Raw genomic sequence first — 20,325 nt, 5'->3', positions numbered from 1 at the left:
GGGCCCATGGCGGCGCCCGCCGGCCCCCTGGATGCCGGGCACGGCCGGCACCTGCTGTTGCAGATGCTGCGCGTGCGCCGGTTCGAGGAGAAGTGCGTCGAGCTCTACAGCGCCGCGAAGATCCGCGGCTTCCTGCACGTCTACATCGGCGAGGAGGCCGTGGCAGCCGGAGTGCTGGAGGCCCTGTCACCGGAGGACGCCGTCGTCGCCACCTACCGCGAACACGGCCACGCGCTGCTGCGCGGCGTTTCCGCAGGTTCGATCCTGGCCGAGATGTACGGCTGCGTGGAGGGCTGCTGCCGCGGCCGCGGCGGCTCCATGCACCTGTTTGACGCCGCCACCCGCTTCTACGGCGGGAACGCGATCGTCGCCGGGGGCCTGCCGCTCGCCGTCGGGCTGGCGCTCGCGGACAAAATGGCCGGGCGTTCCCGCGTCACCGTGTGCTTTTTCGGCGAGGGCGCCGTCGCGGAAGGCGAGTTCCACGAAAGCCTCAACCTGGCCGCCCTCTGGCAACTGCCGGTGCTGTTCTGCTGCGAGAACAACCTCTACGCGATGGGCACGGCACTGGGCCGCTCCGAGTCGCAGACGGACATCGCGCTGAAGGCCGCCGGTTACGAGATCGCCGCCTGGGCCGTGGACGGGATGGACGTGCTGGCCGTGGAGGAGGCCGCCCGGCGCGCAGTCGACGCGGTCCGGGGCGGCGGCGGCCCGCACTTCCTGGAACTGCGGACCTACCGTTTCCGGGCGCACTCGATGTTCGACCCGGAGCGCTACCGGGAGAAAGCCGAGGTGGCCCACTGGCTGGAACGGGATCCGATCACGCTGCTGCGCTCGGCGATGGAGTCCGCCGGCCAGCTCACCGGAGACCAGTGGCAGCAGCTGCAGTCCGATGCCGAGGCGGAAGTCGCGGCCGGCGTCGAGTTCGCGGAAGCCGGCACACCCGAGCCGCTCGAGGACCTCACGCGCTTCGTCTACAGCGAGCCCGGCGCCTGGCCGGAAGGGCCCGAATCATGAAATCCAGTTACCGGGAGGCGCTCCGGGCCGGGATCCGCGACGCACTGCAACGCGACGAGCGGGTGTTCCTGATGGGCGAGGATGTGGGGGCCTACGGCGGGTCCTTCGCCGTGAGCCTGGGCCTGCTGGAGGAATTCGGACCGGAGCGGATCCGCGACACCCCGCTGTCCGAGTCCGGCTTCGTCGGTGCCGGCATCGGCGCCGCGCTGGGCGGGATGCGCCCCATCGTGGAGATCATGACCGTCAACTTCAGCCTGCTGGCCCTGGACCAGATCGTGAACAACGCCGCGTCCCTGCTGCACATGTCCGGCGGCCAGTTCCACGTCCCGCTCGTGATCCGGATGACCACCGGCGCCGGCCGCCAACTCGGCGCCCAGCACTCGCACAGCCTGGAGGGCTGGTACGCGCACATCCCCGGCCTGCGGATCCTCACCCCTGCCACCCTCGAAGACGCCCGCGGAATGCTCTGGACCGCGCTTCAGGACCCTGATCCGGTGCTGATCTTCGAGCACGGCTCGCTCTACAACGTCCCGGGCGAGCTCGCCGACGACGCCGGCGCGGTGGACATCACCAGCGCCGCCATCCGGCGGCCCGGCACCGACGTCTCCCTCATCACCTACGGCGGGACGCTTCCCCTCACGCTCGAGGCCGCCGCGCAGCTCGCCGCCGAGGGCATCGACGCCGAGGTGTTGGACCTGCGCACCCTTCGTCCGCTCGACGACGCCGCGATCCTCGCCTCCGTGGCCAGGACGCACCGCGCCGTGGTGGTCGACGAGGGCTGGCGCAGCGGCAGCATCTCGGCCGAAATCAGCGCCCGGATCAGCGAACACGCGTTCTTCGAGCTGGACGCGCCCGTCGGCCGGGTCTGCAGCGCGGAGGTGCCGATCCCCTACTCCAAGCACCTTGAACTGGCCGCGCTGCCCTCGGTGGAACGGGTGGTCGCGGCGGCGCGGGAGGCGGTCGGGGCGGGTGGCTGATTTCCTGATGCCCTCGCTCGGGGCCGACATGGAGCACGGCAAGATCGTCGAATGGCTGGTCAAGCCGGGCGACTACGTCCGCCGCGGGGACCTGGTGGCCGTCGTGGATACGGACAAGACGGTGATGGATGTCGAGTCCTTCCAGGAGGGGGTGGTCGCGGACCTCCTGGTGGACATCGGCGAGACCGTGCCGGTGGGGACGCCGCTGGCCCGGATCGCGCAGACCCCGGCCGAGGTCGGGGCCCCGGCTCCGGAACCGCCGCCGCGGCCCGAGGCCGCAGCGCCCACCCCTCCCCGGGAAGCGCCGCCGATCGCACCGCCGGTCCGGCACCTCGCGCACCGGCTCGGCGTGGACACCGGCCGGATCCACGGCACCGGCAAGGACGGAACCATCACCCGTGCCGATGTGGAGCACGCGGTGGCCGCCCGGCCGGCGGGCGCAGCGCGGGTGCGGTCCTCACCGCGGGCCAGGCGGCTCGCTGCCGAACTCGGCGTCGAGCTTTCCGCCGTTGCGGGCACCGGACCGGAGGACGCCGTGACCGTGGAGGACGTCCAGCGCGCCGCGGCCCGCCAGCCGACGGCCCGCCAGCCGACGGCCGGCCGCCCGGAGGCTGAGGCGGCGGCCGAAGCCCCGGCCGGTTCCGCCGCGGCGGCAGCCCCAGCCGCGGCGGAACCGGCGTCGGAGGCACTCGGCCGGGTGGCCACCCTCCGCCGGGCCATCGGGGCGCTGATGTCGCGCTCCAAGCAGACCATCCCGCATTATTACCTGAGCACCACCCTGGACCTGCGCGCCGCCGTCGGCTGGATGCAGACCCTCAACGCGCACCGGCCGGTGGCATCCCGGCTGGTGCCCTCCGCCCTCCTGCTCAAGGCCGCGGCGCTCGCGGCCAAGGATGTTCCGGAGGTCAACGGCTTTTACGTGGACGGCGCGTACCGGCCCAGCGCTGTGGTGCATCTGGGCGTCGCGGTGGCCCTGCGCCAGGGCGGCCTGGTGGCGCCGGCCATCCACGACGCCGACACGCTGCCCCTCGACGAGCTGATGCAACAGCTGCGGGATCTGGTCGGCCGTGCGCGGGCCGGGCGGCTGCAGCGCGCCGAGATGGCGGACCCCACCATCACCGTGACGAACCTGGGAGACCTCGGGGTGGACAGTGTCTACGGGGTGATCTATCCACCGCAGGTGGCCATGGTGGGCTTCGGCCGCGTGCTGGAGCAACCTTGGGCGGAGAACGGGATGCTGGGCGTCCGGTCCGCAGCGATCGCCACCTTGTCCGCGGACCACCGGGTCAGCGACGGGCTGCGCGGCGCCCGCTTCCTGGCCCGGATGGAAGAGCTGCTGCAGAAACCGGACGAACTGTGAAGATGGAGACGCCATGAACGGACAGGATGCCCGGGCCGCGGTGCGTGCCGCGCTGGGCAAAGTCGCACCGGATGTGGAACTGGACGACGTCGGCGGCGACGCGCGGCTCCGGCAGGACCTTGAGCTGGATTCCCTGGATTTCCTGCGGCTCGTGGAGACCATCGACGAGGCGACCGGCGTGGACATCCCGGAGCGTGACTACCCCGCGGTCGCCACGGTCGACGGCCTGATCAGTTACCTCGCCACGCACGGCTGATCCCCGTCCGGTCCTGTGTCCATTGCTCCGTTGCCGCCCTTTTGGAGGGGCTAAAGGGCGGCTGCGGAGCAATCGACGGGAGTGGGAGGTTAGGGGCGGGGCTGCGGCCGTGCCTCGGCACGCCGCGCGAACGCGGGGGCGTGTTCCGGGCGGGGTCCGAAGGCGATGAACCGGGGAATAATCCGGCGGACCGCCGGAATCCGCCGGGCCAGGAAGAGCGCCGCGGCGGGAACTGTGGCGCGTTTGCCAGCCATGATCGGGCCGAAGACGGCGCGGTGCATGAGCCGCTGGCCGGTCTGCACGATCACGGTGGGGAGCCGCCGTCGTCGTTCCACTTTCCGGAGGTCTGCCGTCGTCACCCTGCCCCGGAGCAGCGCCGGGGCCAGGATCTCCGCCGCGGCCACGGCGTCCTGGATGGCGAGGTTGATGCCGACGCCGCCGGCCGGGGACATTGCATGCGCGGCGTCGCCGATGCAGAGCAGGCCGTTGATGTGCCAGGACTGCAGCCGGTCAAGGCGGACGTCGAGCCAGTGCAGGTCAGCGAGCGAGCGGATCGCGTCCACTCGGTCCGCGAAATCCGGCCGAAGCCCGGCGATCCTGCGCCGGAAGCCTTCGATGCCCTCGGCGCGGATCCTGGCGTCGGTGCCTTTCGGGGCGAGGTAGCCAATCTGGTAGTAGTCGGTGCGGGACAAGGCCACCAGCGCCTCGCCTGGCCCGAAGGCTGGCACCAGCCCGGCCACTTCGCCGGCTTCGGCGGGATGCTTGGGCAGCCGGAACCACCAGGTGTCGAACGGCACCGGAAACTCTTTGGGCGCCAGCCCGACGGCGGCGCGCAGCGCGGAATGGCGTCCGTCCGTCGCGACCACCAAGTCGGCCCGGAGCTCGCCCGGCGTGCCGTCCGGGGTGCGGAACCGGACCCCGCGGACGCGGCCTCCGTCGCGAACCAGCCCGGTGGCCGTGTGGCTCATCAGCAGTGTGAACCCCGGCTCCTCGGCGGCGGCTGCGGCCAGGAAGTTCAGGAAATCCCACTGCGGCATCATGGCGATGTAGTTGTACGGCGGCGGCAGGGAATCAAAGTCACCCATGGTCACCGGCGGACCGCCCGGGACCGGGAACACGACGCTCCGCAGCCGGCTTTGTGGCAAGCGGCGGAACGCCTGTCCGAGCCCGAGTTCGTCGATCAGCCGGATGGTCGACGGGTGCACCGTGTCGCCGCGGAAGTCGCGCAGGAAGTCCGCATGCTTTTCCAGGACCGTCACCTGCACGCCGGCGCGCGCCAGCAGCAGGCCGAGCATCATTCCGGCCGGGCCTCCGCCGACCACCACGCATCCCGTCGTCTCCATGGCCATACGCTACGCCTGCCAGGGGTGCCGCGGGAGGGGGTTTTCGCGGCGGTTCCGGACACGGGCGGCGGTTCCGGACGGGTGCGCCCCGGATCCGCGTAGCGCTGGTCCGGAAGCGTAGCGCTGGTCTGGAAGCGTAGCGCTGGTCTGGAAGCTCGGCGCATCCGGCCGCCGGAGCCGCACCTCGCCGGGCACTGGCCGCCGGCAACAGTTGAGCCTGATTGACACAGCTGGCTAGGCTGTGAGGCATGCGTGAACTCCAGGCGAAGATCATTGAAGAAATGGGCGTACAGCCCCGGATCGACCCCGCCGGGGAGGTGCGCAAACGCGTTACCTTCCTCAAGGACTACCTCAAGGCCAGCCACACCAAGGGCTTCGTCCTGGGCATTTCCGGCGGCCTCGATTCCTCGCTGGCCGGGCGGCTCGCGCAACTGGCGGTCGAGGAGCTCGACGCCGAAGGAGTGGAGGCGAACTTCGTCGCCGTGCGGCTTCCGTACGGCGTGCAGCACGACGAGGACGACGCCCAGGCGGCCCTGGACTTCGTGCGGGCCAAGACGGAATGGACCTTCAACATCTCGGCCGCGGTGGACGGCTTCGAGGACGAATTCGAGAAAACCGTGGGCAACGGCATCTCCGACTTCCACAAGGGCAACACCAAGGCCCGCACCCGCATGATCGCCCAGTACGCCCTGGCCGGAGAGCACAATTACTTGGTGATCGGCACCGACCACGGCGCCGAATCCGTGACCGGGTTCTTCACCAAATACGGCGACGGCGGCGCGGACATCCTGCCGCTCTTCGGCCTGAACAAGCGCCAGAACCGGGCGCTTCTTGCCGAGCTCGGCGCCCCGGCGCGCATCTGGGAGAAGGTCCCGACGGCGGACCTCCTGGACCACAAGCCCGGACGCACCGACGAGGAAGAACTCGGCCTGAGCTACGACACCATCGATGACTACCTCGAAGGCCGGGACGTCCCCGACGCCGCGGCCGAGCTGCTCGAGCAGAAATACCTGCGGACCCGGCACAAGCGCACCGTTCCGGTCACCATTTTCGACACTTGGTGGAAGCAGTAGCCTGCCCTTAGTGGATGCGCCCGGGTTCACTCAGCGGTTCCGCCCGGTCACTTCCGGACTTCCACGGTGCCCACCATGCCCATGAAGTCATGCAGGCCGCAGATGTAGTCGAACTCGCCGGCCTTGGTAAAGGTCACGGTGAACTTGCTGTGCGGGGGCATGATTCCTGAGTTGAGGTCTCCGCCGCCAAATTTGGCCGGGTTGCCCCGAGGAACGAAGAGATTGGCGGGTTCCTTGCCGAAGGTGACGGTATGCGGGGCGCCCATGCCGTTGTTGACGAATGTCACTTTCTCGCCCACACGGATTTCAATGTTCTGCCGGACGAAGCGCATCACCATGGACGTTCCGTTGTCCGTTCCCGCGATCACGGTGTGCTCGTCCGCCTGCTCCCGGGCGGCGTCCCATGATTGGCGTCCGTCCCGCAGGATGGCCCGTTCCTGCTTCTTGGCCTGGCGGTCATACTGCGCCTGGCTGTACGGGTAGTCGGTTCCGGCAGCACGGACATGGACTACGCCTTTCATGGCCATGCCGTGGACCAGGCAGTAGTAGGTGAAGTTGCCCTTGCGCGGGAATGCCAGGGTGTATTCCGTGACTTCCTTAAAGCCACTGTCCGAGACATTCGTCATGACGCCGGAGTTGTAATACGAGTGCCCGTCATAGCTTTTCCCGCCCCGCTGGAAGATGTTCTGCGGCAGCGAGGGGTTGAACGGCTGGGTGGACCTCAGGGATTGGCCTTTGGCCAGGAACGTTACGGTGTGGATTTCAGCGGAGTTGGCCTCCCAAGTGACCTTGTCGCCCGCATTGATGTAAATGTTCGCGGGCAGGAAGGCCATGCCTTGGATGGCCTGGCTGGGGGATTCGGATCCCACCTGGACCGTCCACGTGGTGGGCGAGTTGTCGTCGTCGGTGGCGGCGGCGCCGCTGACTGCCACTGGCAACAGGAGGGCGGCGGTGAAAGCGATGAGAAGGCGCAGCAAGCGTGGCGCGCGGCGGGTTTCTACTGGGAGAGTCATGAGACTCATTCCTTGATGGCTGGGGGCTAACGGGGGTGACAGCCGGGAACCGGCTCGTCGGGTGCGCCGACGCCGCCTTGGGCGACACCGGTTCGCTCCGGCCTGGACTGCGTCCGCCGCTCGCTTCTCCTGCTCCCAGTCCCCCAGCATCAAGGCGGGGAAGTAGTTGTTTGGCCAGACGCGCCACCCGGACAGGGGTATAGGCGGGGTCTAAAGCGCATGCAGCTGCGGCTGCAATTCCCATCGTGCTCCGAGGCTGCCGGTTTGTCGAGAGCTCGTGCGCGTCGGCCGCGGTGCCCGCCTAGGTGCCCTGCAGCTGCAGCGAGATCCGATGCGCCTCCTCCATCAGCAGGCGGCCCAGGAGTTCCCGGCGGCCTTCGCGGAAACGCGGTTCGATCCCGGTCAGGGACAGCGCCCAGGCCGGCCGGCCGCGCTGGTCGAAGACGGCGGCGCCCATCCCCCAGCTGCCTTCCAGCACCAGGCCCGGGTTGACCGAATAGCCTGCCTGCCGGGTCGCTTCCAGATTCGCGCGGACCACTTCCTCGCTGTGGGCAGCGGCGAAGCTTCCGGCATGGGCGGCCCAGCCGGCCAGCAGGGCCCCCTGCTCCGCCGCCGGCAGGAACGCCATGATGGCGGTGCCGGCGGAGGCGACGCCCAGCGGAAAGCGGACGCCCTCATGGAGCACAAAGGAACGCACCGGGAAGCTGCCCTCCTCCCGGAGCAGGCACACCGTCTCGGCGCCGCGGCGGATCGAAAAGAAAGCGCTCTCGCCGGTCTCCTCGGCCAGCCTGCGCAGGCTGGGCCGGGCAATGTCCTCCAGCGGGAAGCGTGCCGAGGCCACCGACCCCATCAGCAGGATCTCCGGACCCAGCACCCAGTTGCCGCTTTGCGGGTCCTGGTCCAGCAGGCCTTCCGCGGCCAGGGAGGTCAGCAGCCGGTGGGCGGTGGGCCGCGTGAGCCCGGATTCGCGGACCAGCTCCACCAGCGGGGACCCTTCCGGCTTCCGGCCTACGATCCTCAGCAGGGCCGCGGCCCGGCTCACCACCTGGGCTCCCTGAACAGGGACGGGGTTCATCTTTTTTTCCTCGCGCTTCCTCAGGACGTCCTCCAATCATCCACATTGTGGACAGCAGCAAGCCTAGCGTCCACACTGTAAAAAAGCACCGCTTACCGCAGAATTTCGACGTTGACAGTGCTCCACGCCACACCATAGGCTCCTTCCTCAGGCGAACAGTCCACAACGTGGATCACGGCGGCGGCCGCTGGCCTGGCCGCCACTGACTGAACAGGCTCAATGAGGAGATGAACATGTCAAAGGTGAAATCCGGCGCGGCGGCCGCGCTGCAGGACGTGCTGCGGGACGGCATGACGCTGGCGGTCGGCGGCTTCGGCCTCAGCGGCATCCCGGCGGACCTGATCGAGGCCGTCCGCGATTCCGGCGTCAAGGACCTCACCGTGGTCTCCAACAACATGGGCGTGGACGGCAAGGGGCTGGGTGTGCTGATCGAAGCCGGCCAGGTCCGCAAGGTCATCGCCTCCTACGTCGGTGAAAACAAGCTCTTCGCCGAGCAGTACCTCGCCGGTCGGCTGGAGGTCGAGTTCACCCCGCAGGGCACCCTCGCCGAACGCCTCCGCGCCGGCGGCGCCGGCATCCCGGCCTTCTACACCAAGACCGGCGTCGGCACCCTCGTCGCCGAGGGCAAGCCGCTGGCGGAGTTCGACGGCGAAACGTATGTCCAGGAACGTGCCATCAAGGCCGACGTCGCCCTGGTCCACGCGCACACCGCCGACACCGACGGCAACCTGATCTACCGCTACACCGCGCAGAACTTCAACCCGGTGGTTGCCACGGCCGGCGCCATCACCGTCGCGGAGGCCGAGGTGATCGTCGAACCCGGCGCACTCGACCCGAACCACATTGTCACCCCCGGTGTCTTCGTGCAGCGCCTGGTCCAGGCCAGCGGCCGGGTCAAGGACATCGAACAGCGCACCGTCCGGCCCCGCGCCGGAGCGGCCGAAGCGTCCGAAGCGTCCGAGACGGACAACGCTGCCGCCTCCGCCGCCACCGTCTAATCCGGCCTGAGCGCCGCCCCCACACTTTCAGGAGAATCATCATGGCTTGGACCCGGAATGAAATGGCCGCCATTGCGGCCGAAGAACTCAACGACGGCGATTACGTCAACCTTGGCATCGGCATCCCCACGCTGGTCGCCAACAACCTGCGCGAGGGCGTCCGCGTGGTGCTGCAGAGCGAGAACGGCCTGCTCGGCATGGGCCCGTTCCCCTATGAGGGCGAGGAGGACGCGGACCTGATCAACGCCGGCAAGCAGACGGTCACCGTACTGCCCGGCGGCAGCATCTTCGACTCGGCCACCTCCTTCGGCATGATCCGCGGCGGCCACGTCAAGGTCGCCATCCTCGGCGCCATGCAGGTCTCCGGCGCCGGTGACCTGGCCAACTGGACCATCCCCGGCAAGATGGTCAAGGGCATGGGCGGCGCCATGGACCTCGTGGCCGGCACTCCGCGCGTTGTGGTCCTCACCGAACACAACGCCAAGGACGGCACCGCCAAGATCGTCAAGGAATGCACCCTGCCGCTCACGGGCCTGAGCTGCGTGGACCGCATCATCAGCGACCTCGCGGTGTTTGACCTGGTGAAGGATGAAGAAACAGGCGTTCGGCGGCTCACGCTGACCCGGCTCGCCCCCGGCGTCACCGTAGCTGAGATCCGCAAGAAGACGGAAGCCGAGTTCGACGTCGATCCCTCCCTCGAGGCAGCGCCGGCCCGTGACGCCGGCAGCCTGGAAGGAGCCACGGCATGAGCCTCAAGGACCAGTTCGGCAAGGATGTCCTGCTCACCGGCTGGGGCCACAGCCGCTTCGGCAAGCTCACGGAGGAGACCCTCGAGTCCCTGATCGTTCAGGTTGCCACCGAGGCGATCGGCAACGCGGGCATCGAGCCCGGCCAGATCGACGAGATCTACCTGGGCCAGTTCAACTCCGGCATGATGCCGTTGGCGTTCCCGTCCTCGCTCGCCCTGCAGGTCTCGGAGCAGCTCGCCAACGTGCCGTCGACGCGGGTGGAGAACGCGTGCGCCTCGGGCTCGGCCGCGTTCCAGCAGGGCACCAAGTCGCTGCTGGCGGGTACCGCCAAGACGGTCCTGGTGATCGGGGCCGAAAAGATGACGCAGGCCGGGGCCGACGTCGTGGGCGCCGCCCTGCTCGGAGCGGACTACGACATGGCCGGCAAGCCCTCCAGCACCGGCTTCACGGGGCTCTTCGCCGAAGTGGCCAAGCACTACGAGAAGCGCTACGGTCCAATGTCCGACGTGCTGGGCTCGATCGCGGCGAAGAACCACCGCAACGGCGTGGACAACCCCTACGCCCAGCTCCGCAAGGACCTCGGCGAGGAGTTCTGCCAGACGGTCTCGGACAAGAACCCGATGGTCGCCGATCCGCTGCGACGCACCGACTGCTCTCCCGTCTCCGACGGCGCCGCCGCCGTCGTTCTCAGCGTTGCCCCCACCGGCGGCGCCACCGAGCCGGTCCGGCTTGCCGGCTTCGGCCAGGCGAACGATTTCTTCCCGACTGACCGCCGCGACCCCACCGCCTTTGCCGCCACCCGCGCCTCCTGGCAGCGGGCCCTGGGCATGGCCGGCGTCGGGCTGGAGGACCTGGACTTCGCCGAGGTGCACGACTGCTTCACCATCGCCGAACTGCTGATGTACGAGGTCATGGGCCTGACCGAGCCGGGCCAGGGCGCCCGCGCTGTCAAGGAAGGCTGGGTCTTCAAGGACGGCAAGCTGCCGGTCAACGTCTCGGGCGGGCTCAAGGCCAAGGGCCACCCGGTCGGGGCCACCGGCGTCTCGCAGCATGTCATCGCGGCGATGCAGCTCACCGGCACCGCCGGGGACATGCAGCTGGCCGCCCCGCGCCGTGCCGCGGTGCAGAACATGGGCGGCGTGGGCATTGCGAACTACGTCAGCGTGCTTGAGGCCGTCTGATAAGCAACGCGGGGGACGGCCTCCCGGTCCGGGACTAGACTCGTTCCAGCCCCCATCCACGACCATGCGAGGAATGCCCATGCGCGCCACCATCATCCACGGCCCCGGCGACATCCGGGTCGAAGACCGCGACTACCCCACCATCCAGCAGCCCACCGACGCCGTCGTCAAGGTCACCGCCTCCTGCGTCTGCGGCTCCGACTTGTGGCCGTACCGGGGCGTCCGGCCCACGCATGAGCCGCGTGCGATCGGCCATGAGTTCATCGGTCTGGTGGAGAGCATCGGCGACGCGGTGACCGGACTGGCCGTGGGGGATCTGGTGATCGCGCCGTTCGTGGTCAGCTGCGGCAGGTGCCCGCAGTGCCTCAACGGTGTCACGGTCGCCTGCGACCACCTGGCCGGCTGGGGCGGCAAAGACGACGCCGGGCTGGCCATTGACGGCGGCCAGGGCCAGGCGGTCCGGGTTCCGCTGGCCGACGCCACCCTCGTCAAGGTGCCCGGTGTCACCGATCCCGACGACGCGCTCCGCGCCAGCCTGCTGACCCTCTCGGACGTCATGGCCACCGGCCACCACGCCGCCCTCGCGGCGAAGGCCGGCCCCGGCCGGACCGTCGTCGTGGTGGGCGACGGCGCCGTGGGCCTGTGCGGCGTCCTGGCTGCCAAGCGGCTGGGCGCGGAACGGATCATCGCCATGTCCCGGCACGCCGACCGGCAGGCCATCGCCCGGGAGTTCGGCGCCACGGACATCGTCGCGGAGCGCGGGGACGACGGCGCCGCGAAGGTACGCGAACTGCTCGGCGGGGTGCTGGCCGATTCCGTCCTGGAATGCGTCGGCACCAAGGAATCCATGGAGCAGGCGCTGCACAGCGTCCGCCCGGGCGGCGCCCTCGGTTTTGTGGGCGTGCCGACGGGCGGGGCCGAGATCCCGCTGCGCTACCTTTTCGACACCAACATCTCGATTGGCGGCGGAATGGCCCCGGCCAGGACCTACATCCCCGAACTGCTCGCCGACGTGCTCGACGGCAGCATCAACCCGGGCCGGGTGTTCGACGTCGTCATGGCGCTGGAGGAGGCGCCGGAGGCCTACCGTGCAATGGACGAACGGCGCGCCATCAAGGTGCTGCTGACGCCGTAGCCGCGGGCCGGCCCCCGGCCGCGCGGCTCTTGCACTGTCGCGGCGGCGGGTCTAGCGTGATGCGCATCAGCACCCGCAGCCGTCAAGGAGCCGTCATGGCCAGGTTTGTGCAGATCATCGAATACCAGTCGTCCCGCATCGAGGAGATCGAAGCGCTCGGCCGGCCATCCCGGACCGAGGGGGAAACCGCCCCGACCTTTCGCCGGATCCTGAACACCGCGGACCGGGACCGGCCCGGTACTTACCTCACAATCGTTGAATTCGATTCCTACGAGTCGGCGATGGAGAACTCCCGCCGGCCGGAAACCTCAGAGTTCGCGGCACGCATGGCGGCCCTCTGCGATTCGCCGCCGGTGTTCCGCAACCTGGACGTCCAATGGGAGGACGCCGGCGACGCGGCGAGCGACTAGGCGCGCGACCCATGCGCTCCGAAGCGGACGACGATGAGCCGGATGCCGCTGCGTCGGACGAGTTCGTGCTGGACCTTGGCCGGACCGGCTCAGCTCCCCTGCGGCTCGTCGGCGGCAAGGCCCTGAACCTCGGAAAACTCACCTCCGCGGGTTTTCCGGTGCCGCAAGGCTTCTGCCTGACCACCGACGCCTACCGCCTGGCGGTACCACCCGCGCTGGAGGCCTTGGCCGCCCGGCTCGACGCGGAGGCCGACGGCGGTGCACCCGGCGCCGACACAGCAGCAGGTCCCACGGCCGCGCCGGACCCGGCGGAGCTGGACCGGATCGCGGCCAGCGCCCGCGAGTTGATCGTTTCAGCCGCTGTTCCGGCCGACGTCGATGCGGCCGTCCGGACGGCGTACGCCGCACTGGGCGCCCGGCCCGCGGTCGCGGTGCGCTCCTCCGCCACCGCCGAGGACCTTCCGTTCGCCAGCTTTGCCGGCCAGCAGGATTCGTTCACCGGCGTCACCGGCGCCGACGCCGTCGTCGACGCCGTCCGTCGCTGCTGGGCCTCGCTGTGGACCGACCGGGCGGTGGCCTACCGGTCCGCCAACGGGATCAGCCACCGCGAGGTGGGGCTCGCCGTCGTCGTCCAGATCATGGTCGACGCCGCCACCGCAGGCGTGATGTTCACCGCCAACCCGGTGACCGGAACCCGGACCGAAACGGTGATCAACGCCAGTCCCGGGGCGGGACAGGCAGTGGTGTCCGGCGCGGTGAACCCGGACCAGTTCACCCTGGACACCACCACGGCAGCGGTCCTGCGCAGGGTGCGCGGAAATGACGATCCTGCGCGGGGGTTGAGCCTGAATGACGCGGAACTCGGCGAGCTGACCAGGCTGGGAGATGCCGTCCAGCATCTCTTTGGCGCGCCGCAGGATGTGGAGTGGGTCATCGACGTCGCGGGCACGCTCTGGCTGACCCAGTCCCGGCCGATCACCACGTTGTATCCGTTGCAGGATCCGTTCTCCACCGGCCCCTCCGCCCTCAGCCCGGACCCCGACGGCGGACCCCGCGTCTACCTGTGCGGGACACTCCTGCAGGGACTCACCCGCCCGATCACACCGATCGGGCTGGCCGCCCTCGGCCTGATGCGGAACCGCAAGGGACCCTGGCGCTACGTCAACCCCGGGTTGAGGATGTACGTGGACCTGACGGCGCTGGTGCACAACAAATGGGGCCGCCGCTACCTGACCCGGATACTCCCGCTGGCGGACGGCAGGTCAGCCGCGATCTTCCCGGAACTGTTGGCCGACCCGCGGTTCGCGGCCAGCGAGCACCCGCGGAAAGCCCGGCCCGACCGCGGACCGCGGACCCACAGCCCGCGGACCCGGAGCACCGAAGCCAGCGCCAGCCTCGGCATGGTCCTGGGCCTGATCCCGGCGCTCATCGGCGCCGCGCTCCGGCCCGCAGCGGAACTCCGCCGGGCGGACGCCTACGAAAAACGCCTCGCAGCCCAGCTGGTGCTGCCCGAGCCCGCCACCGCGCTGCAGCGGCTCGACTACGCCGAACAGATCACGAACCGGACGATTGACGGCCTGATCCGGGCCACGCTGCCAGCCCCGTCCGTGGGCTACATCATGCTGGCGGTGGCACGGCGGCTGCTGCGCGGCATCGCCCCGCCCCGCGAGCTGGAGGCGGTGCTCCGCGGGCTGCCGCACAACGTGACCACCGAGATGGACCTTGAACTCTGTCAGCTATCGGTAAGCATCGGGGACGTTCCCGCCGCGCGGGAGGCTTTCCTGGCGGAGCAGCCGGCCGGGCTGGCCGCCGCTTACCGCGCCGGTTCGCTTCCCGCGCCGGCGCAGGAACGGGTTCGGGATTTCCTGTCCCGGTACGGCCACCGTGCGGTGGCCGAGATCGACCTGGGCATGCCCCGCTGGTCGGAGCAACCGGACCACATCCTGGGCATGATCTCCAACTACCTGCGCGTGGAGGACCCCGAGCAGGCCCCGGACCGTCAGTTCCGCCGGGCCGCCGAGCACGCGGAAGCCCGGATCCGAAGCCTGGTGGACCGTGCGGCCGTGCACGGCAAGTGGCGGGCCCGGCTGCTCGAGCTGTCCCTGCGCCGGGTCCGGGAGCTCTCCGGCCTGCGCGAACTGCCGAAGTTCCACATTGTGAAGATCCTCGGCGAAATGCACCGCCAGCTGCTGCTGGTCGGCGCGGAACTGGCGCGCACCGGCGGTGTGGCGGCGGCCGACGACGTGTTCTTCCTGGACTTCGACGAGCTCCGGGTGGCCCTGCGGGGCGCCGGAATGCAGGATCTCGTCGCCGGGCGCCGCCGCCTTTACGACGTCGAACTGCGCCGGCGCCACATTCCCCGCCTGCTGCTCTCCGACGGGACCGACGTGGAGGCCGCCGTGATGGCGAAAAGGCCGCCCACCGGAGCCTTGTCCGGGACCCCCGCCTCGGCCGGCACCGCAACCGGGACGGTCCGGGTGGTCATGGACCCGGTGGGCGCCCGCCTCGAGCCCGGCGAAATCCTGGTGGCACCCTCGACCGACCCCGGCTGGACCCCGCTGTTCATGACGGCCGGCGCCCTCGTAATGGAGATGGGCGGCGTCATCTCGCACGGCGCCGTCGTCGCCCGCGAATACGGCATCCCCGCGGTGGTCGGCGTGCCGGACGCCACCACGCGGCTGCACACCGGCCAACGCGTCACTGTCGACGGCGCCGCCGGCACAGTCCGGGAACTACCGGACTAGGCGCGACCGGGCGGCTGTCCAGTTCGAGTCACGGCCGCTCCCGCCGCAGTGCCTGGGAGTGCTCTGAGTTCGTCGCTTAGCCAGTGCTCATAACTTCCGGGTCCGGTACCGGGCGGTTACGGACGCCCACCTTCGTAAGTGCCAGCGGCCCAAAGACCGCTCCGCTGAGGATGATGCCCGCGAAGACCAGGCACGACAGCTGCCACGCTCCACCCTCGTACAGCAGCCCCGCGAGCAGTGCCCCTGCTGCTGCTCCGAGGATCTCGAAATTGGTCAGGAGGCTCAGTCCGCGGCCCACTCGATGGTTGTTTACTTCGGCAACAACCGCCCGCTGGATCGGCAGGAGAATTGCCCATGAGGCACTCGTCAGCACCCAGAGCGCAGCGATCACGAGCGGACTGGGCATGAAGGCGAGACCGGCCGCCGCCAGGGCCGACGCGACGGACGCGATGACATATCCCGCGCGCCGGCCACGACGTTCAACGAAACGGTGCAAAACGCGGGGCATCACCGTGAGCACAATGCCTCCGGGCAGATAAATCAGTGCGATCTGGTAGACCTCGAGTCCGAGCGCGTTCTGCAAATGGAGCAGCAAAAGCAGCGACACGCCAGCCTCGGCGACGGCCGTCACGAGTGCGGCGAGCAGCAGCGGGGCGAGGCGCTTTCCGTCGCCCCTGATCCCGCCTGATGGTTGCTCCTGCGGCGGCGACAGGAACCGCGGCACGCGGAACAACACAACCGCAGCGAGGATGCAGACGACAGATAGGATCCCAAAAACCCCGCCGAAGCCGATGAGCTGCAGCAGGACCATCGCCGGGATCCAAAAAAACCACGATCCAAGCGCTTCGGACGACAGCATCCCGGCCAGAGAGCCGGAGTCCCGGTCCAGGCTCTCCGCAGCGATCGACCGGGCTGCGATCCAGAAGAAGGCGCCGCCCATGCCGCCCGCGACAGCTGCGCCGAAGGCCAGCGGAAGGGATGTCGCAAGGGCGTAACCGATGCAGCTCACCGAGTACAGCAGAGCCCCCGCCGCGGCGACCCTCGTTCGCACACGCGAGTCGACCAGCCAGCCGGAAATTGGCCGGGCGATCACCGAGACGACGAGTTCGACAGCGACGAGAACTCCGATCGCGCTGGGCGCGAGGCCAAGCTCGGTGCCGCCCCATAGCGGGATCAGGAAGTCCACCAACTCCGCCGACCCTCCGATCAGGGTCGCCGCAGTGCCGGCTGCCCGCCTCCGGTCCGGTTGTATGCGCATCCGCCGATCCTAGGCGCAGGATCGCAAATCGCACCCGTTTTTCCCTTCTGTCGGCCGCGTCACGCACCGTCCCAATTTCTCGGCAAACCGTCGATGTCTTCTCTCGTCAACCACTCACGTCTGCTTGCCCGTAAAGAACCACAACCATCCACAAGGCGACGCTCACGAGCATCAGCCCCTGGTTCGAACCTTTGGGTTGGCGAGAACCAAGACGAGCCGTTGGACCAGTGCCATTGACGTCCAGAAGTGGCATTCAACGCCGATAGGAGCATCGTCGCGCCGAGGCGCAAGGGACTGACTTTCACGCCATGCGGCAGCGGGAACGCTACTCCAGGCTGAAGTCCTTTTCTCAGGCTCCGGGATGACCATCGCGAAACGCTCCACCCGGGACACCTTGGGAGGACGCCCGGAAAGTCCTCGCCAGCTGGGCCCTCACCCAGCGGGCCACCCCCGAAGTCCTGCTCAAAGGCAAAAAATGACCGACCGCTGTGCGGCAAGGGCAGGCTGCCCTCGGCGTGGTAGCACAGCCGTGCCCAGTTAGAATGGATCATGACCCCGGCGGTCCAGCCATCCCAGCAGTCCCCCTCCCTTCCTGCACGGCCCCTGCCCCTGCCACCAGCGCAATACCCTGCGCAGCGGGCCGGCAGCGCCTTCGGCCTGGCCCGCCGCGCGCGCGGGGTGTTGCGCCGGGTTCCGGTGTGGGCCTGGCGGGCCCTGATGCACTCGCTGGGCCCCGGCGAAAAGGCCCGCTTCAACGCCGACCCCATCACCGGCGTCGACTACTTCCACGACATTGACTTCGTCGGGGACGGCATTCGGGCCCACCGCCTGGACGTGATCGCCCCTGCCGGCGCAGTAGCGGTTGACGGCGCCGGCCAGCTGCCGGTCTACGTTTACTTCCATGGCGGGGGCTGGACCTCGGGCGACAAGGCCTCGCTGACCAAGTACTGCGCAAGCCAGGCCGAGGGCGGCATGGTGGCGGTCAACGTGAACTACCGCCGGGCTCCGCGCTTCCACATGGCCCACGTCCTCCAGGACGCCAATGCAGCGCTGGCCTGGGTCCGCGACAACATCGCCGGCTACGGCGGGGATCCTGCCCGGATTGTCCTGGGCGGCGACTCCGCCGGCGGCCAGATCGCTGCCCTCCTCGCCGCGGCCAGCTTCCGCCCGGAACTGGCCCGCCATTACGCCTTGGAGCCGGCGACCCCCGCCCGGAGCCTGCGGGGCCTGGTGCAGCACTGCAGCGTCGTGGACTTCTCCGTGTTCTTCGACAAGGGCTTCGTGCTCAGCCTGAACTTCGTCCGGATGCTCCTGCCCCGGGCAGCGCGCGGCCCCGGCCGCCGCGTTGCGGAGCTGCGCGCCGCGGCCGGCTTCCTGTCCCCGATCGAATGGCTCGACGCGCGGTTCCCGCCGGTCTTCGTGACCACCTCGGAACGGGACTTCTTCTACGCAGCGAACCTGAACTTCATCGAGCGCCTGCGCGGGCATGAAGTCCACGTGGACACCCTGATTTACGGCTGGGACGCCCCAAACACCGAGCACACCTGGCAGCAGGACTTCCGCCACCCGGAGTCGCAGGAGGTTTACCGCCGCCTGCACGCGTTCGTGCGCAGGGTGGCCGGCGCCTGAGGTCCACACCCCGGGGCTATGTTTAGTCCATGGCGTCAACAGGCCGCAATCTCCCGGGCGCACCGGAACCGGACCCCGGGGTCTTCGGCTCGGGGCTCATCGACGAGGCCGCCCGGCTGGACGCCGCCCTGCCCGACGTCGACTGGTCCGTACCGCCGCCGGGCTCCGTCCGCGGCGAGTTCCGGGCCCCCAGCGGTGCGCTGGCGACCCTGTCCATGGGTGAGCCTGGCCGTCCGCGGGTGCTGCTGGTTCCCGGAGTCACCGGGTCCAAGGAAGACTTCTCGCTCATGCTGCCCCAGCTCGCGGCTGCCGGATATTTTGTGCTCAGCTACGACATCGCCGGCCAGTACGAATCGGCCGGCGCCGGGCCCGAGCAGCTCGACCCGCCCCGGAAACACTACGACTACCGGCTCTTCACCGACGACCTGATCGCCCTGCTGGAGGCCGGGGACGGCGCTGCGCACGTCGTTGGTTACTCCTTCGCCGCAATCGTCGCGCAGCTTGCCTTCGCGACGCGGCCCGATTTGTTCCGCAGCCTGACCCTCCTCAGCTGCCCGCCCGAACCCGGCAACAGTTTCCGGGGCGTCCAGCGGATTGGCCGGTTCAGCGGCCGGGCCGGCGCCGGCGTGGGTGCGGCGCTGATGGTGTGGGGCATCCGCAGCAACGTGGTCCGCGTGGCGCCGAACCGGATCCGTTTCGTGCGGTACCGGTTCCGCTTTACCCGCCGCAAATCCGTGCGGGACATCTTCGGGCTGATGCAGCACGCCCCCGATCTGCGGCCGGTGCTGGCCGCGGCGACGCTGCCGAAGTTCGTCGCCGTCGGCGAACACGACCTCTGGCCGCTTGCCCTGCACCGCCGCTTCGCCCAGGCGATCGGAGCGAAAATCGCCGTCTACCGGGGCGGCCACAGCCCCAGTGAAACGTCGCCGCACCAGATGAGCCGGGACCTGATAGCCCTTTACTCCGACGCCGGCTGACCGCCGCAGCGATTAGCGCCGGTGGGCACGTTCCCAGCGCACACGACGGCGGCGCCGCCGCAGCGGCGGCTCCAAGCGGAACTCCACGGCGAACGTCGTCCACGCCATCGCCAGCCGGCGCCCCGCGGCGTGCCGGCTTTCGAACGGTCGGGCCGAGACGGCCACCCGCAGCGTCGGCTCCCAGACCACGGACACCTCGGGCGGGATCTGATAGGAAATGTCGAGGTCGTCGTGGACCGGCGGCCGGCCCCGGTGGACCCGGCCCCGGATCTTCTCCCAGACGCCGGCCCGCAGTGCGAAATTGGAGCCGAACAGCGGCGGGTGCCCCAGCAGGAGCCCCACGGCCCAGCGATAACCGGGAATCCAAACGTTTCCGCCCATCCAGCGGGCGAACCGCGTCCCGCCGTAGAAGTCCCCCGGTCCGCTCAATGCCGTCAGCGGACCGGCCTTGTCCAGGATGGCTTCGACGCGTTCCAGCCAGTCCGCAGGCGGGACGGAGTCGGTATCCAGGCGCGCGATGATCTCAGTCTCCGCCTCATCAAAGCCACGGGCGGTGGCCGCCGCGATCCCGGGCAGCTCAACAGCGATCCGCCGCACCCCCGCGGCGGCACAAACCTCGGCGGTGTTGTCCGTGCTGCCGTTGTCCACCACGATCACCTCGTCCGCGCGGCGGCTCTGCCGGGCGAGTGCCTCAAGGCACACCGCCAGCGGCTGCGCATCGTTCCGGGTGGGGATTACCACCGAGATTGTTGACATGGTGAGCCGACTATAGCCTCCCCCGGGATTAACTCCCGCACTCAGACCCTTGCACCACGGCCCGGCGCCCCGTACGTTGGGGACAGCGGACGAATGTCTCCGCAGCCGTTGGCCTCGTGGCCGCCGGAGATCAGCAGCGTTTCAGAAGGATAAAGGCATGGCTACAGGCACAGTTAAATGGTTCAACGCCGAAAAGGGTTTTGGCTTCATTGCCCCGGATGACGGGTCGGCCGACGTTTTCGCCCACTACTCGGCAATCGCTTCCAGCGGCTACCGCTCGCTGGACGAGAACCAGAAGGTCGAGTTCGACGTCACCCAGGGTCCGAAGGGCCCGCAGGCTGAGAACATCCGCCCGCTCTAAGCTTTCAGGAAAGCCC

Annotated in this window: 19 protein-coding genes; 14 read left to right on the top strand and 5 right to left on the bottom strand. The window is 69.3% G+C overall.

Annotated features, from left to right (window positions below):
• Positions 1-6 precede the first annotated feature (6 nt).
• Genes pdhA through ACUYM2_RS01605 form a run of 4 tightly spaced genes read left to right on the top strand, consistent with a single transcriptional unit; the run spans position 7 to position 3,607 of the window.
• Positions 7-1,014, top strand: coding sequence for a pyruvate dehydrogenase (acetyl-transferring) E1 component subunit alpha (pdhA, locus tag ACUYM2_RS01620; RefSeq protein ID WP_481601374.1), 1,008 nt, complete (start codon positions 7-9; stop codon positions 1,012-1,014).
• On the top strand, positions 1,011-1,991 hold the full coding sequence (locus ACUYM2_RS01615) for an alpha-ketoacid dehydrogenase subunit beta (protein ID WP_481598480.1): 981 nt from the start codon (positions 1,011-1,013) through the stop codon (positions 1,989-1,991). The genes pdhA and ACUYM2_RS01615 overlap by 4 nt, the downstream gene beginning before the upstream one ends.
• Positions 1,984-3,351, top strand: coding sequence for a dihydrolipoamide acetyltransferase family protein (locus ACUYM2_RS01610; protein ID WP_481598479.1), 1,368 nt, complete (start codon positions 1,984-1,986; stop codon positions 3,349-3,351). The genes ACUYM2_RS01615 and ACUYM2_RS01610 overlap by 8 nt, the downstream gene beginning before the upstream one ends.
• 13 nt (positions 3,352-3,364) lie before the next feature.
• Positions 3,365-3,607 (top strand): acyl carrier protein, encoded by a 243-nt coding sequence (locus ACUYM2_RS01605; protein WP_481598478.1) that lies wholly within the window; start codon positions 3,365-3,367, stop codon positions 3,605-3,607.
• Positions 3,608-3,696: 89 nt separating this feature from the next.
• Here the strand turns inward: ACUYM2_RS01605 and ACUYM2_RS01600 are convergent, their stop codons facing one another.
• Positions 3,697-4,950 carry an FAD-dependent oxidoreductase gene (locus ACUYM2_RS01600; protein ID WP_481598477.1) on the bottom strand — a complete coding sequence of 418 codons (1,254 nt, stop codon included), beginning with the start codon at positions 4,948-4,950 and terminating at the stop codon, positions 3,697-3,699.
• 248 nt (positions 4,951-5,198) lie between these two features.
• Here ACUYM2_RS01600 and nadE point away from each other — a divergent pair, with 248 nt between their 5' ends.
• Positions 5,199-6,023 carry an ammonia-dependent NAD(+) synthetase gene (nadE, locus tag ACUYM2_RS01595; RefSeq protein ID WP_481598476.1) on the top strand — a complete coding sequence of 275 codons (825 nt, stop codon included), beginning with the start codon at positions 5,199-5,201 and terminating at the stop codon, positions 6,021-6,023.
• Positions 6,024-6,070: 47 nt separating this feature from the next.
• On the opposite strand, the gene ACUYM2_RS01590 is transcribed toward nadE, so the two are convergent.
• The gene (locus ACUYM2_RS01590; protein WP_481598475.1) at positions 6,071-7,036 is read right to left on the bottom strand and encodes a plastocyanin/azurin family copper-binding protein; all 966 of its coding nucleotides are present in this window, start codon (positions 7,034-7,036) and stop codon (positions 6,071-6,073) included.
• A 301-nt stretch (positions 7,037-7,337) separates the two neighbouring features.
• Entirely contained in the window at positions 7,338-8,111 is a 774-nt protein-coding gene (locus ACUYM2_RS01585; protein WP_481598474.1) for an IclR family transcriptional regulator, read from the bottom strand.
• A 233-nt stretch (positions 8,112-8,344) separates the two neighbouring features.
• Here ACUYM2_RS01585 and ACUYM2_RS01580 point away from each other — a divergent pair, with 233 nt between their 5' ends.
• The 6 genes from ACUYM2_RS01580 to ACUYM2_RS01555 all read left to right on the top strand — a co-directional run bounded on the left by ACUYM2_RS01580 (position 8,345) and on the right by ACUYM2_RS01555 (position 15,328).
• Positions 8,345-9,109 (top strand): CoA transferase subunit A, encoded by a 765-nt coding sequence (locus ACUYM2_RS01580; protein WP_481598473.1) that lies wholly within the window; start codon positions 8,345-8,347, stop codon positions 9,107-9,109.
• Between the two features lie 41 nt (positions 9,110-9,150).
• Complete coding sequence (locus ACUYM2_RS01575; protein ID WP_481598472.1) at positions 9,151-9,858, top strand: CoA transferase subunit B; 708 nt, start codon at positions 9,151-9,153, stop codon at positions 9,856-9,858.
• Entirely contained in the window at positions 9,855-11,039 is a 1,185-nt protein-coding gene (locus ACUYM2_RS01570) for an acetyl-CoA acetyltransferase (RefSeq protein ID WP_481598471.1), read from the top strand. Before ACUYM2_RS01575 ends, ACUYM2_RS01570 begins: the two co-directional genes overlap by 4 nt.
• Positions 11,040-11,118: 79 nt before the next feature.
• Complete coding sequence (locus ACUYM2_RS01565; protein ID WP_481598470.1) at positions 11,119-12,174, top strand: zinc-dependent alcohol dehydrogenase family protein; 1,056 nt, start codon at positions 11,119-11,121, stop codon at positions 12,172-12,174.
• A 95-nt stretch (positions 12,175-12,269) separates the two neighbouring features.
• Positions 12,270-12,584, top strand: a complete 315-nt coding sequence (locus ACUYM2_RS01560) for a hypothetical protein (protein WP_481598469.1) — start codon at positions 12,270-12,272, stop codon at positions 12,582-12,584.
• Positions 12,585-12,595: 11 nt separating this feature from the next.
• A complete protein-coding gene (locus tag ACUYM2_RS01555) occupies positions 12,596-15,328 on the top strand; it encodes a PEP/pyruvate-binding domain-containing protein (RefSeq protein ID WP_481598468.1) in 2,733 nt (910 codons plus the stop codon).
• A 76-nt stretch (positions 15,329-15,404) separates the two neighbouring features.
• Here the strand turns inward: ACUYM2_RS01555 and ACUYM2_RS01550 are convergent, their stop codons facing one another.
• On the bottom strand, positions 15,405-16,586 hold the full coding sequence (locus ACUYM2_RS01550) for an MFS transporter (RefSeq protein WP_481598467.1): 1,182 nt from the start codon (positions 16,584-16,586) through the stop codon (positions 15,405-15,407).
• Positions 16,587-17,135: 549 nt separating this feature from the next.
• On the opposite strand from ACUYM2_RS01550, the gene ACUYM2_RS01545 reads away from it, so the two are divergent.
• Positions 17,136-18,215 carry an alpha/beta hydrolase gene (locus tag ACUYM2_RS01545; RefSeq protein WP_481598466.1) on the top strand — a complete coding sequence of 360 codons (1,080 nt, stop codon included), beginning with the start codon at positions 17,136-17,138 and terminating at the stop codon, positions 18,213-18,215.
• A gap of 29 nt (positions 18,216-18,244) precedes the next feature.
• Complete coding sequence (locus ACUYM2_RS01540) at positions 18,245-19,192, top strand: alpha/beta fold hydrolase (protein WP_481598465.1); 948 nt, start codon at positions 18,245-18,247, stop codon at positions 19,190-19,192.
• 12 nt (positions 19,193-19,204) lie between these two features.
• On the opposite strand, the gene ACUYM2_RS01535 is transcribed toward ACUYM2_RS01540, so the two are convergent.
• Complete coding sequence (locus ACUYM2_RS01535) at positions 19,205-19,948, bottom strand: glycosyltransferase family 2 protein (protein ID WP_481598464.1); 744 nt, start codon at positions 19,946-19,948, stop codon at positions 19,205-19,207.
• Positions 19,949-20,105: 157 nt separating this feature from the next.
• On the opposite strand from ACUYM2_RS01535, the gene ACUYM2_RS01530 reads away from it, so the two are divergent.
• Positions 20,106-20,309 (top strand): cold-shock protein, encoded by a 204-nt coding sequence (locus tag ACUYM2_RS01530; protein ID WP_013599688.1) that lies wholly within the window; start codon positions 20,106-20,108, stop codon positions 20,307-20,309.
• Positions 20,310-20,325: the final 16 nt, after the last annotated feature.

This window comes from Arthrobacter sp. SD1074B, assembly GCF_056780195.1.
This window is presented reverse-complemented; position numbering and strand designations above follow the sequence as displayed.

Excerpts from the sequence above, each read along its gene's own strand:
- ACUYM2_RS01530 (WP_013599688.1), top strand. The coding sequence starts at position 20,106 with ATGGCTACAGGCACAGTTAAATGGTTCAACGCCGAAAAGGGTTTTGGC.
- ACUYM2_RS01565 (WP_481598470.1), top strand. The coding sequence starts at position 11,119 with ATGCGCGCCACCATCATCCACGGCCCCGGCGACATCCGGGTCGAAGAC.
- ACUYM2_RS01615 (WP_481598480.1), top strand. The coding sequence starts at position 1,011 with ATGAAATCCAGTTACCGGGAGGCGCTCCGGGCCGGGATCCGCGACGCA.
- ACUYM2_RS01585 (WP_481598474.1), bottom strand. The coding sequence starts at position 8,111 with ATGAACCCCGTCCCTGTTCAGGGAGCCCAGGTGGTGAGCCGGGCCGCG.
- ACUYM2_RS01555 (WP_481598468.1), top strand. The coding sequence starts at position 12,596 with ATGCGCTCCGAAGCGGACGACGATGAGCCGGATGCCGCTGCGTCGGAC.
- nadE (WP_481598476.1), top strand. The coding sequence starts at position 5,199 with ATGCGTGAACTCCAGGCGAAGATCATTGAAGAAATGGGCGTACAGCCC.
- ACUYM2_RS01590 (WP_481598475.1), bottom strand. The coding sequence starts at position 7,036 with ATGACTCTCCCAGTAGAAACCCGCCGCGCGCCACGCTTGCTGCGCCTT.
- ACUYM2_RS01600 (WP_481598477.1), bottom strand. The coding sequence starts at position 4,950 with ATGGAGACGACGGGATGCGTGGTGGTCGGCGGAGGCCCGGCCGGAATG.
- pdhA (WP_481601374.1), top strand. The coding sequence starts at position 7 with ATGGCGGCGCCCGCCGGCCCCCTGGATGCCGGGCACGGCCGGCACCTG.
- ACUYM2_RS01540 (WP_481598465.1), top strand. The coding sequence starts at position 18,245 with ATGGCGTCAACAGGCCGCAATCTCCCGGGCGCACCGGAACCGGACCCC.
- ACUYM2_RS01575 (WP_481598472.1), top strand. The coding sequence starts at position 9,151 with ATGGCTTGGACCCGGAATGAAATGGCCGCCATTGCGGCCGAAGAACTC.
- ACUYM2_RS01570 (WP_481598471.1), top strand. The coding sequence starts at position 9,855 with ATGAGCCTCAAGGACCAGTTCGGCAAGGATGTCCTGCTCACCGGCTGG.
- ACUYM2_RS01545 (WP_481598466.1), top strand. The coding sequence starts at position 17,136 with ATGACCCCGGCGGTCCAGCCATCCCAGCAGTCCCCCTCCCTTCCTGCA.
- ACUYM2_RS01550 (WP_481598467.1), bottom strand. The coding sequence starts at position 16,586 with ATGCGCATACAACCGGACCGGAGGCGGGCAGCCGGCACTGCGGCGACC.
- ACUYM2_RS01605 (WP_481598478.1), top strand. The coding sequence starts at position 3,365 with ATGAACGGACAGGATGCCCGGGCCGCGGTGCGTGCCGCGCTGGGCAAA.
- ACUYM2_RS01560 (WP_481598469.1), top strand. The coding sequence starts at position 12,270 with ATGGCCAGGTTTGTGCAGATCATCGAATACCAGTCGTCCCGCATCGAG.
- ACUYM2_RS01580 (WP_481598473.1), top strand. The coding sequence starts at position 8,345 with ATGTCAAAGGTGAAATCCGGCGCGGCGGCCGCGCTGCAGGACGTGCTG.
- ACUYM2_RS01535 (WP_481598464.1), bottom strand. The coding sequence starts at position 19,948 with ATGTCAACAATCTCGGTGGTAATCCCCACCCGGAACGATGCGCAGCCG.